We start from the raw sequence: 15,610 nt of genomic DNA, 5'->3' as shown, positions 1-15,610 counted from the left end.
TAATTTAACTATTTATGGGATTTCCCCTTTTGTCGAAATAACAGTTTGCGGTTTGCTGCCAACTAAATTAATGCGCTTCCAGCCAATCTCTTCCGGTGCCCAAATCCACTTCTAACGGAACCGCCAGTTTAAAAGCGTTTTCCATTTCGTGTTTGATCATCGGTTTGATTTTTTCCAGTTCCGAATTGTGAACGTCGAACACGAGTTCATCGTGTACCTGCAACAGCATTTTGGATTGCCAGTTTTCCGACGTCAGTTTTTTGTGGATGTTAATCATGGCTATTTTGATGATATCCGCCGCACTTCCCTGAATCGGTGCATTCACGGCATTGCGCTCCGCAGCACCACGCACCACGGCATTGGCCGAATTGATGTCTTTCAGATAACGACGCCGTCCCGAAACCGTCTGCACATACCCGTGATTTCGGGCAAACGCAATCTGCTCCTGAATGTAGGCGCGCAAACGCGGATAAGTGTTGTAATATGCATCAATCAGGGCGGCACTTTCGCTTCGGGACAAATCGGTTTGGTTGCTCAGTCCGAATGCGGAAACCCCGTAAATGATACCGAAGTTCACGGTTTTGGCATTGCTTCGTTGTTCTTTGGTTACCTCTTCAGGAGCTACGTGAAATACTTTCGCAGCCGTACTTCTGTGAATGTCTTCCCCGTTCTGGAAGGCTTTAATCATGTTTTCTTCGCCGCTCATCGCCGCAATCACGCGCAATTCAATTTGAGAGTAATCGGCAGAGAGTAAGGTGTAATTTTCATCTCGGGCAATAAAAGCTTTTCGAATTAATCGGCCTCTTTCGGTACGAATCGGGATGTTCTGTAAATTCGGATTGTTCGAACTTAAACGTCCGGTGGCGGCAACAGTCTGCATGTAATCGGTGTGCACGCGGTTGGTTTTTGGGTCCACCTGTTCCGGCAAGGAAATGATGTAGGTGCTTTGCAGTTTCACCATCTGGCGCCAGTCGAGGATTTGTTGTACGATTTCGTGTTCGTTGGCCAGATAACTCAACACTTCTTCGCCGGTAGCATACTGTCCGGTTTTGGTTTTCTTTTGTTTGGCGCCGCCGATTTTTAGTTTTTCAAATAAAATATCACCTAATTGTTTTGGGGAAGCCAGGTTGAATTTCTCGCCGGCCGTTTCGTATATTTTTTCTTCCAGCGCCTTGATTTCCACATCCATATCTTTGGCCATATCTTTCAGATAGTCCACATCCAGGCGGATGCCTTCGCGTTCCATGTCGGCCAACACCTGAATCAGCGGGATTTCGATTTCCTCGAATAATTTTTTGGTGCCGGCACTGTCTAGTTTCGGTTCGAATACTTCTTTTAACTGAAGTGTGATATCGGCATCTTCCGCAGCGTATTCTTTAATGTCTTCCAAAGCTACGTCGCGCATCGATTTTTGGTTTTTGCCTTTTTTGCCGATGAGTGTTTCGATGGATTTCGGCGAATATTTCAGATAGGTTTCCGCCAAAACGTCCATGTTATGACGCATGTCGGGATTGATTAAGTAATGCGCAATCATGGTGTCGAAGAGTTTTCCTTTGACGGAAATCCCGTAATTCGCCAGTATTTTTAAATCGTATTTGATGTTCTGTCCGATTTTGACGATTTCTTCATTTTCGAAAAACGGTTTGAATTTGTCCACCAGTTCCTGCGCTTCGTCGCGATTTTCCGGAACCGGAACGTAAAAGGCTTTCCCTTTTTCAAATGAAAACGACATCCCGACCAATTCGGCGTTGTTGGCGTCGATTCCGGTGGTTTCCGTGTCGAAACAGACTTCTTTCTGCTGTAAAAGTGTCTGAAGTAATAATTTTACACCCAAATTTCCCTGGCTTACTTCGTAATGGTGCGGCGTATTTTCTAACGTATTGTAATAGCTGTGATGACCGGCTTCGGCTTCACTGTCACCGGTTTCAAACAAAGAGAATTGGTCTTCGTTTTTTGAAGCTTTTTTGGTGGTTTTCGGTGCGGATTCGCCATTGCCGTTGCTGGTGTCGATTTCATCGTATTCTTTCCCGCTGCCGAACAATTTGTCGAATTGGGTCTTCAGCTGACGGAATTCGAGTTCCATAAACAGCGCATCGGTTTTTTCTACATCGGGTTTGGAGAGTTCGTAGTCGGTTTCGTCAAACGTTACCGGACAATCCAGTAAAATGGTGGCCAGTTTTTTGGATAAAATTCCCTGTTCTTTGTTGGCTTCGATTTTTTCTTTTAACGCGCCTTTCAGTTTGTCGGTATTGGCCAGAAGATTTTCCATCGAACCGAATTCGGCTAATAGTTTTTTGGCGGTTTTTTCACCCACGCCCGGTAAACCCGGTATATTGTCGACCGCATCGCCCATCATCCCCAGAAAATCAATCACCTGCAACGGATCCTGAATTTCAAATTTTTCCAGCACTTCCGGAACGCCCCAGATTTCGACGTCGTTCCCCAAACGCGCCGGCCGGTAAATGAAAATATTGTCGGAAACCAATTGGGCAAAATCCTTATCCGGCGTTACCATAAAAACCTGATAGCCTTGTTTTTCGGCTTGTTTCGCTAAGGTTCCGATTAAATCGTCGGCTTCATAACCCGCTTGCTCGATAATCGGAATGTGCATCGCGCTCAGAAATTCTTGTATGTACGGAACGGCTATTTTGATGGCTTCCGGTGTTTCGTCACGGTTGGCTTTATAGGCTTCGAACATTTCACTTCTGAAAACACTTCCTCCTTTGTCGAAGGCTACAGCCAAATGATCCGGTTTTTCGCGTTTGATGACATCAATCAAAGAATTCATAAAGCCCAAAATGGCCGAAGTGTCCATCCCTTTGGAATTGATTCTCGGATTTTTGATGAAAGCGTAATAGCCGCGGAAAATCAGGGCGTAAGCATCTAAAAGAAAAAGGCGTTTTTGTGACATGTTTCGAAAAATTTAGCACGTAAAAATACGCAAAGTGGAAAGATTATGCTAAAAGTTCGAAAGCAAATCCGTGGTTTGGTTAAATTTAATTTAAGAAACAGCTGCTAAACGTTTCATTCTTCGTTACTTTGCTTATCAAAAACAAATTATGACCATGCGTTTAGTTTTTATAGGAGTGATTCTGCTTTTGGTGGAACTGTATGCGTACCAGGCGATAAAAACCATTACCCGTGAGCGCTGGATTCTGATAGTGTATCAGGTGCTAAGCCTTATGGCTTTTGCGTATATTTTGTACGGATTCAGTCAGTTCGACCGCAAGGTGGGGCAGAACGCACAATCCCTTTTTACCATAGGTTTGTTTTTACTGATGCTGGTGCCGAAGTTATTGATGGCGGTGATATTGCTCAGCGAAGATGTTTTCCGGATGTTTGCCACTATACTTAACTATTTTACTCAGTCTGACAGCATAAAAGAAGCCATTCCCGAAAGAAGAAAATTTATCAGTCAGATAGCTTTGGGAATCGCGGCCATTCCGTTTACTTCGCTGTTGTACGGCATGACGAAAGGGAAATACAACTTTAAAGTAATCCGTCAGACCTTATTCTTTCCGGATTTGCCCGAGAGTTTCGACGGGATGACCATCACCCAGTTTTCGGATGTACACAGCGGGAGTTTCGACAATCCTGAAAAAATTGCGTATGCCATCGATTTGATCAATGCGCAAAAATCCGACATCATTCTTTTTACGGGCGATATCGTGAACACGCATGCCACGGAAATGCACCCGTGGATCGAAACGTTTAAGAAAATTGAAACACCGAAATTCGGAAAGTACTCGATTTTAGGGAATCACGATTATGGCGAATATGTTGACTGGGATTACAAGAAAGACAAAGAGGATAATTTCAATGCCATTAAGGATTTACACCGTCAGATTGATTTCAAATTGTTGTTGAATGAGAACGTCAAGCTGAAAAACGGCGCCGACGAAATCGCATTGATAGGGGTAGAAAACTGGGGCGTGAAATTCAAACAGGCGGGTGATTTGGCCAAAGCCTCGGAAGGAGTAAAAAAGGAAGATTTCAAGATTCTGATGAGCCACGATCCCTCGCACTGGGATGCCGAAGTACAGCACCATGAGAACAATTACCATCTGACCTTGTCGGGCCATACCCACGGCCTGCAGTTCGGGATTGAGATTCCCGGGGTTATCAAATGGAGTCCAGTGCAGTATGTTTACAAATATTGGGCAGGACTGTATGAGAATATGGGGCGTTATATCTATGTAAACCGTGGTTTTGGCTTTCATGCCTATCCGGGAAGGGTTGGTATTTGGCCGGAAATTACGGTTATTCAACTAAAAAAAGGTGAAAGAGTAGCATAAATGCGCAAAAATATTATATTTGTATACTGTTTCATGACGAAAGCTGGTTTATAATTTAACTTTTAAATCCTCGATTATGTCAAAATTTGGAGAACTTATCAATGCGCAGGTGCCGGTGTTAATAGACTTTTATACCGACTGGAACGAATCTTCCGTGTCCATGCATCCTGTAATCCGCGATGTGGCAGCGGCGTTAGGCGATAAGGCCAAAGTGATTAAAATTGATGTAGACAAAAACCAGGAATTGGCCGAAGCGCTGCGTATAAAAGGGTTGCCGACTCTTATGATTTACAAGGCTGGTCAAATGGTTTGGAGACAATCCGGCGAATTGGATGCCAACACATTAATTACCTTGGTTCAGGAAAACGCTTAACCGATTTTTTCGAACCGAAATCCTTTTTCTTTTAAAATTTCTATGGCTCTTGGCAGCGCGTATTCGAGGTTTTTGAATGCTTTTTGGCTGTCGTGAAATACGATAATGCTTCCCTGTGTAGTATTTTGAACTACATTTTCCAGACATTTTTCTTTTGAAATGGTGGTGTCAAAATCGGCGCTCAGCACATCCCACATGATAATTTTATAGCCTGATTTCCGCAATTTTGAGGACTGGCTCAACCTTATTTTTCCGTAAGGCGGCCTGAAAAGCCTTGGTTGTGGTATGTCTGTTGTTTCTTGTTGCAGGATTTCATCACAGGAGAGTGTGTTGTCGAGATAGCTTTTGTCTGAAGTCATCCAGCCCTGCAAATGATTGTAGGTGTGGTTGCCAATGGAATGACCTTCTGCAAGTACTTTTCTGAAAATTTCAGGATGTTTTCGGATGTTGTCGCCGATGCAGAAAAAGGTGGCTTTGATGTGGTGTGCTTTTAGTACGGATAACACCCATTCGGTAATTTTGGGTGTGGGGCCGTCGTCAAAAGTCAGGTATATTTTATTGCCGGTATTGGGAATGTCCCAAACCTGATTGGAAAAAATCTTTTTAACGATGCTGTTGGTTTTAATCCAGTAGAAATTCATACCATAAAAATAAGGCTTTCAAAGTTATAAACTCTAAAAGCCCTATTTAAAATTATCCGTAAAGTTAATTATTCCATATCCCTGCCAAAGCGTTCAAACAATTTGTTGTAATTGTTGAATTTGACTTTGTTCTGATTGTAAAACTCCAGATCTTCCCGGTCTTTCATAACTTGCAACAAACTGCGGTACCGCTCTATATCAGTAACAATATCCATATAGACATCATTTTGTTCTGCAGGTTTCATACCGGCGTAATAGGTTAAGTTATCCTGATACTTTTTCATCAGTTGGGTTAAAATGTCACGCGCTTTTGCTTTTTCCCCGATTTCATAATAACCGGCTGCAAAAGGCTCTACAAAACTGTAATAACCAAAATAATCAATAGGCATGTTGGTCATGGCTATTTCGATGATTTTTTTAGCTTTTTCGTTTTTGCCTTCGTTAATCAGGGCTTCCATCAAACGAGCCAGATTGGTTCGGTAGGTAATGCTGTTTTTACGGGTTTCGGGGTCGTGATAAATCTCCGGGTTGCCGCTGTTGCCCCAATCCCATTTGGTTACAATGTTGTACATTTTTTCAGTATCGATATGACCCATATCCAGCGGACTTGCCTGTTTGCCTATAGGTGTTTTAATCGGAACCAGTTTGTATGCCAAACCGTCCAGTTGCAGGTAATCTTTCATCCAGATGAAATCTTCATCTGCGAATGCGCCTCCCGTAAAATAGATTGGACGCTTCCAGTTGTTATTGGCTACGATGTCCAGCATCATTAGTCGGTTGATGTAAATAGGACTACCTTTTAAGTCAATGTCAATATTGGAAACAATGGAATCGTTTAAATGCGGCGAAACCACTTTGTTTTTAATCACAGCGTTTTTATCCACCGGAATTCTGATTTTGTCAGACGGATAAAAATGTACTTTGTGTCCGTTGCGCATTTCAACCGTAGTTCTTTCGTCATCAGAAGCTATAAATTGCATCAGGTCTTCCAATAACATACCGTCCTCGGTTAATTTTTTGTAAATGACAAAATCGCGTTTACCGCCCACGTACTGATCGTGTGTAAAACGAATCGGAACTGGATCAGATTTGTAAGCTTTGGCTTTCATCTGATCAATGTACCAATCGGTTGCAAAAAGGCTTGTGCACACAATGCGAACATCGGTTCGGTGTCCTTCAATTTCCTGCGCATACCAAAGTGGAAACGTATCGTTATCACCAATGGTAAAGAGAATGGCATTTGGTTCGCAGGAATCCAGATAGGCTTTTGCCATGGCAATGGCAGTATATTTTCCGGAACGGTCATGATCGTCCCAGTTTTCTTTGGCCATCAGCAGCGGTGCAGCCAACATGGAAGCGGCGATCACTACAGGGCCGGCTACTTTCGGCTGTAGATATTTCTGAATGGCGTCGTAAAGCGCATAAACGCCAACGGCAATCCAAATCGCGAATACGTAGAAAGAACCTACTACAGCGTAATCTCTTTCCCTCGGTTCAAACGGTCGTTCGTTCAAGAAAATTTTTAAGGCAAAGCTGTTAAACAGGAACAATACCAACAAGATATAAAAGCTTTTCTTGTCTTTTGATGCGTGGAAAACAATTCCCAAGACACCTAAAATAAAAGGAAGGAAATAGTACGTGTTTCGGGCTTTGTTCTTGGCAACATCCGGAGGCAGGTTCTTTTGCGTGCCTAAGTGTGCACTGTCAATAAAGTTGATGCCGCTCAGCCAGTTGCCGTTTTGTGTATCGTATTTTCCCTGAACATCGTTTTGGCGGCCCACGAAATTCCAAAGCAGATAGCGCCAGTACATATAGCCGAACTGATACTCGAACATGAATTTCATGTTGTCGGCAAAGGACGGTTTTTCCACGATTAGGTAATCGCTGTAGCCTTTTAAGAATTTGTCATAGCCTTCCAGATCAATTTTTCCTGCCGCATAGGCCGCGCGGAATTCGGAAACGATTTCAGTCATCTGACTCATTTCGTCTTCCATGGTTTCACCGTTTTCGTCGATGAAAGCATTCGGGTCGATCTTAAAATTCAGCGGTTGGGTAAACGTCATGTAGTTTACTGCATGATCGGTGCTCCACATTCTCGGAAGGATTCCTTTGTGGTTGTCGTCACTGTTGCTTTTGGCGTTTTTGTAATTGTTTACAATAACGTAGCGTCCGGTTTTATAGTCTCTTTCGTAGTTAGGCTTGTCATCCAAATATGGGTTAACTGAGTCTAAGCCTGCATAGGTTTCGGAAAATAAAGGACCGTAAAAGGTTTTTTGCTCTCCATACTGTTCGCGGTTGTAATAAGCCAACACCTCGGCTGCATCGGAAGGTTTGTTTTCGTTGATAACGACATTAGCGTTGGCGCGAATGGGAAGCATTAACCAGGTGGAAAATCCTATCAAGACGAACAAGATGCACAATAATACGGTATTCCAAAACGGTTTGTCGTTTTTCTTGGTGTACTTTAATCCGAAATGGAAAAAAGCGATAATTAAAAGAAAAGCGAAAATGGTTCCGGAATTAAAAGGCAACCCTAAACTGTTTACCATGAATATTTCTGTTTTCCCGAAGAAACCAAGCGTGTAAGGTAAAAGGAATTTAAAGAAAAAGAACAGAACGGCTACCATCAGGATGTTGGCAATAATAAAGTTCTTAAGGGTTATTTTTTCGTAGTTCTTAAAATAGTACAGTAATCCGATAGACGGAATGGTTAGCAAAGCCATGAAGTGAACACCGAAAGAAAGTCCAATCATCAGGGAAATCAGGAGTAACCAGCGGTTTCCTTTAGGTTTGTGCATGTCTTCTTCCCAGCGCAGTCCCAGCCAAAACAAAATGGCAATAAATAAGGTAGCCATGGAATATACTTCCGCTTCCACCGCATTAAACCAGAAACTATCGGAAAAAGTAAAAGCTAAAGCACCGACAAAAGAAGCGCCTAAAATGGCAATACTGTTATTGTTGTTCAGTTCTGTAAAAGAAGCAACGATTTTTTTAAGCAGAATCGTACCCGACCAAAACATAAATAAAATGGTAAACGCACTGGAGAAAACTGACATCATGTTAACCATCAGGGCAATTTTGTCCGGACTCACCGCAAACATGGAGAAGAAGGCGCCAATCATCTGGAACAAAGGTGCTCCGGGCGGGTGGCCAACTTCCAGTTTGGCAGAAGTGGCGATGTATTCACCACAATCCCAGAAACTTAAGGTGGGTTCCACGGTAAGGGAGTAAGTTAATAAAGCAATAACAAAGGAAATCCAGCCTAAAAGCGTGTTCCATTTTTTAAAGTCGAATGTTATCATACAACGTTCTATCGGTTAGGTCTTTTAAATTCTACTACAAAGAAACTCTTTTTTTGTATATAGAAACGCACAAAACTTTTTTTTAATATTTTTTTATCTAAAAATTTGGATTGAAAAAAATATGTATTACATTTGCACCCGCAATCAGCAATGAGCGCAGGTTTAATGGTCCATGGTGTAATGGTAACACTACTGATTTTGGTTCAGTCATTCTAGGTTCGAGTCCTAGTGGACCAACAAAAAAGCCCCGAAATTCTCGGGGCTTTTTTTATACTTATTTAATTGTTTAGATTTTAAAAGTAACTACCGGGCGAACGGCGTGATTTACCAAATCCTCGCTAATGCTTCCGTTAAAGAAATGCGCTAAGCCTCTTCTGCCGTGTGTGCTCATTCCGATAAGGTCGGCATCGATGCTGTTGGCAAAATTTAAGATTCCTTTTTCCACGTTTACATCGTTGTAAATATGGGTAGAGTAGTTGTCGATTTGGAAGTTTCCGATAAAATCGGACATGATTTTTTCCGCAACAGCAGTAGATTTAAAGTTGTTCGGCGTGTTGATGGAAACCAAATGCAGATGTGCTCCGAATTTATTTGAAAATTCAACGGCTTTGGAGAACGTTCCTTTAACTTCGTCAGAAAAATCAGAAGCGAAAACGAATTTGTTTACGGCAAATGTGTCCATTTCTTTTTTGATGACCAAAACCGGAATTTCTGAAGTTCGTACAACTTTTTCAGTATTGGAACCGATAATCATTTCTTTGAAACCGCTAGCACCGTGAGAACCCATAACAATTAAATCGATATCGTTTTTTTTGCTGATGTCCATGATGCCCTCAAAAGTACCTTCAATTTTGATGATTTCAGATACGTCTATTCCGTCAAGGTAAGGTGCTTTGGTTAAGTCGTCCAGTTTTTCTTCGGCTCTCTTTTTGAAATACATGATTTCGGGAATGTCGTGCCCCTGATGAAACGGATCGTTGGCTTCATGAGGTAGTTCAAGCATGTGAAGAACGTATATTTCACCGTTGTTTTTTTTGGCGATTTGAGCAGCAACTTTAAGTGCGTATTCGGCGTGTTTTGAAAAATCGGTAGGTACTAAAATTTTTTTCATAATAGTAAAGTGTGGGAAAATAGTGTTAAAAAATCTTTTTATAAAGGTAATAATTTAATTTACAATTCACAATGTTTTTTAAAATTTAAAAAAAGTCGTATATTTGCTCCGTTATTTAAATACCGAACTAAATAATGAGGGAAGCAGGGCTTCCCTCTTTTTATACCGAATATGACGTTTAAAGAAAAAGTAAAAAATCAACTGGATCAGGCGTTGCTGGAGCGTCCGGCTCTTTTTCTTATTGATTTTTCCATTTCAGAGGCTTATAAAATCAGTGTGACGCTGGATGGAGATCATGGTGTGAGTTTGCAGGATTGTATTGATGTAAGCCGATCTATTGAACAAAACTTAGATCGCGAAGAGCAGGATTTTTCACTGGAAGTGGCTTCAGCAGGAGCGACCAGTCCGTTAAAATTACCGCGCCAGTTTAAGAAAAATATTGGCAGAAAGCTAAAGGTAACCACCGCTAAAGAGAAAATTGAAGCAACCCTTGCGGAAGCAGATGATGCCGGCATTGTTTTGGAATGGACAGCCAGAGAGCCGAAGCAAATCGGAAAAGGAAAAGAAACTGTTCAGAAAAGAGCAGAGATTAAGTACGAAGATATTAAAGAAGCAATTGTTATAATAACATTTTAAATAAAGAGTTGACATGGAGAATATTGCATTAATCGAGTCGTTTTCAGAGTTCAAAGACGATAAACTAATCGATAGAGTTACCTTAATGGCGATTTTAGAAGATGTGTTCAGAAATGCATTGAAGAAAAAATACGGTTCCGATGATAATTTCGATATCATCATCAATCCTGATAAAGGGGATATGGAAATCTGGAGAAACCGTGTGGTGGTGGCAGATGGTGAGGTGGAAGATCCAAACTCTGAAATCTCTTTGTCGGAAGCGCGTAAAATCGAGCCTGATTTTGAAGTAGGGGAAGACGTTTCCGAAGAAGTGAAATTAATTCAGTTGGGAAGAAGAGCGATTTTGGCGTTGCGTCAGAACCTGATTTCCAAAATTCACGAACATGACAATACGAATCTTTACAAACAATTTAAAGATCTGATAGGAGAAATATATACGGCAGAAGTGCATCACGTGCGACCAAAAGCTGTAATTTTGGTGGACGACGAAGGAAACGAAATCGTGTTGCCGAAAGAAAAACAAATTCCGTCCGACTTTTTCCGCAAAGGCGATAACGTGCGCGGAATCATCGAAAGCGTGGAGCTGAAAGGCAACAAGCCGCAAATCATCATGTCCCGGACTTCAGAGAAATTCCTGGAAAAATTGTTCGAGCAGGAAATTCCGGAAGTATTCGACGGGTTAATCATGATTAAAAAAGTGGTGCGTATCCCGGGTGAAAAAGCGAAAGTAGCCGTAGATTCGTACGACGACAGAATCGATCCGGTAGGAGCCTGTGTGGGAATGAAAGGTTCCCGTATCCACGGTATTGTTCGCGAGTTGGGTAACGAAAACATTGACGTTATCAACTATACAACCAACGCGCAGTTGTTTATCACCAGAGCGTTGAGCCCGGCAAAAGTATCTTCGGTTAAAATTGATGAAGAGAAAAAAACGGCGGAAGTATTTTTAAAATTAGAAGAAGTTTCCAAAGCAATTGGTCGCGGCGGTCACAATATTAAACTGGCGGGTCTTTTAACCGGTTATGAGTTGGATGTTATCCGTGAAGGTAATATCGCCGAAGAAGAAGACGACGTAGAATTAACAGAGTTCTCTGATGAAATCGACGGATGGGTAATCGACGAATTTGCAAAAATCGGTTTGGATACAGCAAGAAGCGTACTGAAACAGGATGTTGCCGATTTAGTACGAAGAACCGATCTGGAAGAAGAGACAATTCTGGATGTAATGCGAATCTTAAAAGAAGAATTCGAAGACTAATTTATTAGTTAGACACACAACACAACACGCATTAAGGTAATAATAAAAAAGATTTATGTCTGAAGAAAGAGTAATAAGAATTAACAAGGTTTTAAGGGAATTAAATATTTCTCTGGATAGAGCTGTGGAGTATTTGAAGGAGAAGGGTCATGCCATCGAATCAAGTCCTAACGCTAAAATTTCTAATGAGGAATACTCGATCTTGTGCGGACAATTCTCTGCTGATAAAGGTAAGAAAGTAGCTTCTCTGGAAGTGAGTGAGGAGAAAAAGAAAGAAAAAGAAGCGCTTCGCATCGAAAGAGAGAAAGAGTTGGAAGCACAACGCAAACAGGAAGAGGAAAGGCAACGTCAGGAAGTAATCAAAGCGCGTGCCTCACTTTCCGGTCCTAAAGCAGTCGGTAAAATCGATTTGGATCCTAAAAAACCGGAAGACGAAAAACCTTCTTCAGAAAAAATCGCAAAAGAGGAAGCTGTTTCAGCTGCGCAGGTAGCAGAAGAAAAGCCGGTAGCGGAAGAAGCTCCTAAGGCTGTTGCAAAAGAAGAGAAAGCTGAAAAAGCCGAAAAAGCGCCGGCAACCGAAGCATCAAAAACGGAAACAGCGGAAGACGAAAAAATCGAAACGCAATACCAAAAACTTTCCGGAACCACATTCACAGGTCAGACCATCGATTTATCGCAGTTCAACAAGCCTAAGAAGAAGAAGGAAGATTTCAAAAAAGACGCCAATAAACCGGGTCAGGGTGCTGCGGGACAAAATGCAAACCAGCAAAGTCAGGAGAAAAAGAAACGCAACCGCATTCCGGGCAAACCGGGAACTACCGGTCAGCCGGGTCAAGGCGGTAACGCAGGCCAGGGTGGCAATAATGCTAACAGAGGCGGTGGTAAATTTGGAAACAAACCGGGCTTCCAGAAAGGAAACCGTCCGGCGATTGTGGCAAAAGTAGAACCAACCGAAGAAGAAGTTAAAAACCAAATCAAAGAAACTTTAGAAAGACTTCAGGGAAAAGGAAGCAAATCTAAAGCGGCAAAATACAGAAGAGACAAAAGGGATTCCCACCGTCAGCGTTCCGAGGATGAAATGCAGGCGTTGGAAGAAGGAAGCAAAGTACTGAAAGTAACAGAATTCGTTACCGTAGGGGAAATTGCCAGCATGATGGACGTGCCGATTACCAAAGTTATCGGAACCTGTATGTCCTTAGGAATCATGGTAACGATGAACCAACGTTTGGATGCGGAAACCTTGTCAATTGTAGCCGACGAGTTCGGATACGAAGTGGAATTCACCACAGCCGATATCGAAGAAAACATCGAAGTGGTGGAAGACCGTCCGGAAGATTTAGTGCACCGCGCACCAATCGTAACGGTAATGGGTCACGTAGACCACGGTAAAACATCCTTGTTGGATTACATCCGTAAAGCGAATGTGATTGCGGGTGAGTCCGGAGGTATTACACAGCACATCGGTGCCTATGGGGTAGAGTTGGAAAACGGTCAGGAAATCACGTTCCTGGATACTCCGGGTCACGAAGCCTTTACGGCGATGCGTGCCCGTGGAGCTCAGGTTACCGATATCGCGATTATCGTAATCGCTGCCGACGACGACATCATGCCGCAAACCAAAGAGGCAATCAGTCACGCACAGGCTGCTGGTGTACCGATGATTTTTGCCATCAATAAAGTGGATAAGCCAACGGCGAATCCGGAAAAGATTAAAGAGCGTCTGGCAGCCATGAACCTTTTGGTGGAAGATTGGGGCGGTAAATACCAGTCGCATGACATTTCCGCAAAAATGGGAATGGGTGTGAAAGAATTGCTTGAAAAAGTATTGTTAGAGGCGGAAATCTTAGATTTAAAAGCCAATCCAAATAAACCTGCCGTCGGAACCGTTGTGGAAGCGCAATTGGATAAAGGCCGCGGTTATGTAACCACGATGTTGGTACAAGCCGGAACATTACGCGTAGGAGATTACGTGTTAGCCGGTAAAAACCACGGTAAGGTAAAAGCGATGTTTGACGAGCGCGGTAACATGGTGAAAGAGGCCGGTCCATCCACACCAATTTCAATTTTAGGATTGGACGGGGCGCCAACAGCGGGTGATAAGTTCAACGTATTCGAAGACGAAAGAGAAGCGAAGCAAATTGCAGCCAAACGTATGCAGTTGTTGCGCGAGCAGTCGGTTCGTACGCAGAAACACATTACGCTTGCTGAAATCGGTCGCCGTATCGCTTTAGGGCAGTTTAAAGAGCTGAACATTATCCTTAAAGGAGATGTGGACGGTTCGGTGGAAGCCTTATCGGATTCCTTCTCGAAACTGTCCACCGAAGAAATTCAGATCCGTATCATCCACAAAGGAGTAGGAGCAATTACCGAGTCTGACGTGTTGTTAGCGTCGGCTTCGGATGCGATCATCATCGGATTTAACGTGCGCCCACAGGGAAATGCGAAACAGTTGGCCGAGAAAGAGGAAATCGACATCCGTCACTACTCGATCATCTACGATGCTATCGACGACTTGAAAGATGCGATGGAAGGAATGTTGTCACCGGAATTGAAAGAAGAAATTACCGGTACGGCCGAAGTTCGCGAGTTGTTTAAAATCTCTAAAGTGGGAACGATTGCCGGATGTATGGTTACCGACGGTAAAATCTTCCGCAATTCGAAAATCCGCTTGATTCGCGAAGGTGTGGTAATTTACACTGGTGAATTGGCTACTTTAAAGCGTTTCAAAGACGACGTGAAAGAAGTGTCCAAAGGATACGATTGCGGGATGCAGATCAAGAATTACAACGATTTGAAAGAATATGATTTGATCGAAGCGTTCCAGGAAGTGGAAGTGAAGAAAAAACTGAAATAATCGTTTTTAAGTATAATTAAAAAGTCCGGCATTTGTCGGACTTTTTTTATGTTTTGTTGCAATAAATTTCTTTTCTTGCGTTATCATTTCTTATGGTAATTCTTATATAATGAACCTAAAGCACCTATTTGTTCTGCTGTTTTTAACAACGCTAAAGTCTTTTTCTCAAAACTACCGAGACAAAGTTATTCATGAAACCTTAAATCCCATTCTGGACAGCTATAAACCCGTTTCCAATACAGACTATCTCAAAGTAAAAGAGCTGATTCTGAAGCTGGATGAAGATTACGGTTACGAAGCCGATCTGCATCTGAAACTGATGAATCTGAGTTACAAACACAACGATTTGGATTTCTTTAAAACGCAACTTTCCCGCTTAGTGGAAAAACACGGTTTTACAATCGCTTACATGACAGGTTCCGAATCTTATGCTGAGGCTGTTTTAAAAGGGGATTTGGCGGTCTGGTTTAAACCGATGTATATTAAAAATCACAGCATTTGGCTGGAGCAGAACTTTGACAAACAGCTTGATTTAAAGCAACTGAACGAAGCAAGACTTAAAGATCAGCTGCTCAATTCTTACGGGATGAAAATTAAGGAGAAGATTCAGGATGAGTCAGTGCTTCGTCAGGTGTCGGATATTCAAAACGAGTTGCTTTTTAACGTACTGACCGATGTGTATAAGATTGCTAGAAAATATGATCGGTTCCCCACCGGAAAGAATTTCGGACTTATTCAGCATGATTTTTCTATGATGGTACAGCATAATTTTATGAGTGCGGATAATCTGGAGCGTACCTGGATTCTTTTTGAACCTTATTTTAAGCAAGCCTGTCTGAAACATGATCTGGATTATGGGATGTATAAAAAATATGATGTTTATTCCTATGTGGCCACCGGCTTTCAGAAATACGGTCTGATTACTGCCGAAGATCTCCCTTGGTATTTCTTTAAGGAGAAGGAAGAAAACCCGGAAATTCCTGTTCGGAATCTGTTTTTTGCCGATAAATTCAAGAGTGAAATGGGTTGGAAATGATGTGGCGTACTGCGTTGTGATAATTAGGTGTTATTGAGGTTGCTTTTTATGTGTAAAAACACTTTTGAAATGATAATATTAAGATAAAATGTATTATTTGTCTG

General features: G+C 42.2%; 10 protein-coding genes and 1 tRNA gene. 7 read left to right on the top strand and 4 right to left on the bottom strand.

What is annotated here, in order from left to right; genetic code table 11:
• Nucleotides 1–67: 67 nt before the first annotated feature.
• Nucleotides 68–2,911 (bottom strand): DNA polymerase I, encoded by a 2,844-nt coding sequence (polA, locus tag G498_RS0105535; RefSeq protein WP_026980256.1) that lies wholly within the window; start codon nucleotides 2,909–2,911, stop codon nucleotides 68–70.
• Between the two features lie 148 nt (nucleotides 2,912–3,059).
• Here polA and G498_RS0105530 point away from each other — a divergent pair, with 148 nt between their 5' ends.
• Nucleotides 3,060–4,295, top strand: a complete 1,236-nt coding sequence (locus G498_RS0105530; protein WP_026980255.1) for a metallophosphoesterase — start codon at nucleotides 3,060–3,062, stop codon at nucleotides 4,293–4,295.
• 76 nt (nucleotides 4,296–4,371) lie between these two features.
• Entirely contained in the window at nucleotides 4,372–4,668 is a 297-nt protein-coding gene (locus tag G498_RS0105525) for a thioredoxin family protein (RefSeq protein ID WP_026980254.1), read from the top strand.
• Here the strand turns inward: G498_RS0105525 and G498_RS0105520 are convergent.
• Nucleotides 4,665–5,309: a polysaccharide deacetylase family protein gene (locus tag G498_RS0105520; protein WP_026980253.1), complete on the bottom strand. Its 645-nt coding sequence runs from the start codon at nucleotides 5,307–5,309 to the stop codon at nucleotides 4,665–4,667. The two genes, G498_RS0105525 and G498_RS0105520, sit on opposite strands and share 4 nt — an antisense overlap.
• 68 nt (nucleotides 5,310–5,377) lie before the next feature.
• Nucleotides 5,378–8,611 (bottom strand): glycosyltransferase family 117 protein, encoded by a 3,234-nt coding sequence (locus G498_RS0105515; RefSeq protein ID WP_026980252.1) that lies wholly within the window; start codon nucleotides 8,609–8,611, stop codon nucleotides 5,378–5,380.
• 166 nt (nucleotides 8,612–8,777) lie between these two features.
• Between G498_RS0105515 and G498_RS0105510 the strand changes: the two genes are divergently transcribed.
• Nucleotides 8,778–8,848 (top strand) — tRNA-Gln (locus G498_RS0105510).
• A gap of 49 nt (nucleotides 8,849–8,897) precedes the next feature.
• Here G498_RS0105510 and G498_RS0105505 read toward each other — a convergent pair.
• Nucleotides 8,898–9,722: a universal stress protein gene (locus tag G498_RS0105505; protein WP_026980251.1), complete on the bottom strand. Its 825-nt coding sequence runs from the start codon at nucleotides 9,720–9,722 to the stop codon at nucleotides 8,898–8,900.
• 171 nt (nucleotides 9,723–9,893) lie between these two features.
• On the opposite strand from G498_RS0105505, the gene rimP reads away from it, so the two are divergent.
• The 4 genes from rimP to G498_RS0105485 all read left to right on the top strand — a co-directional run bounded on the left by rimP (nucleotide 9,894) and on the right by G498_RS0105485 (nucleotide 15,506).
• Entirely contained in the window at nucleotides 9,894–10,358 is a 465-nt protein-coding gene (gene rimP, locus G498_RS0105500; protein ID WP_026980250.1) for a ribosome assembly cofactor RimP, read from the top strand.
• Between the two features lie 13 nt (nucleotides 10,359–10,371).
• On the top strand, nucleotides 10,372–11,616 hold the full coding sequence (gene nusA / locus G498_RS0105495) for a transcription termination factor NusA (RefSeq protein ID WP_026980249.1): 1,245 nt from the start codon (nucleotides 10,372–10,374) through the stop codon (nucleotides 11,614–11,616).
• A gap of 55 nt (nucleotides 11,617–11,671) precedes the next feature.
• The gene (gene infB, locus G498_RS0105490) at nucleotides 11,672–14,470 is read left to right on the top strand and encodes a translation initiation factor IF-2 (protein ID WP_026980248.1); all 2,799 of its coding nucleotides are present in this window, start codon (nucleotides 11,672–11,674) and stop codon (nucleotides 14,468–14,470) included.
• Nucleotides 14,471–14,579: 109 nt separating this feature from the next.
• The gene (locus G498_RS0105485) at nucleotides 14,580–15,506 is read left to right on the top strand and encodes a hypothetical protein (protein ID WP_026980247.1); all 927 of its coding nucleotides are present in this window, start codon (nucleotides 14,580–14,582) and stop codon (nucleotides 15,504–15,506) included.
• Nucleotides 15,507–15,610: the final 104 nt, after the last annotated feature.

This window comes from Flavobacterium suncheonense GH29-5 = DSM 17707, assembly GCF_000430025.1.
Taxonomy (GTDB): Bacteria; Bacteroidota; Bacteroidia; order Flavobacteriales; family Flavobacteriaceae; genus Flavobacterium; species Flavobacterium suncheonense.
The sequence above is the reverse complement of the archived record's forward strand: the minus strand, read 5'-3'. Positions and strand labels throughout refer to the sequence as shown.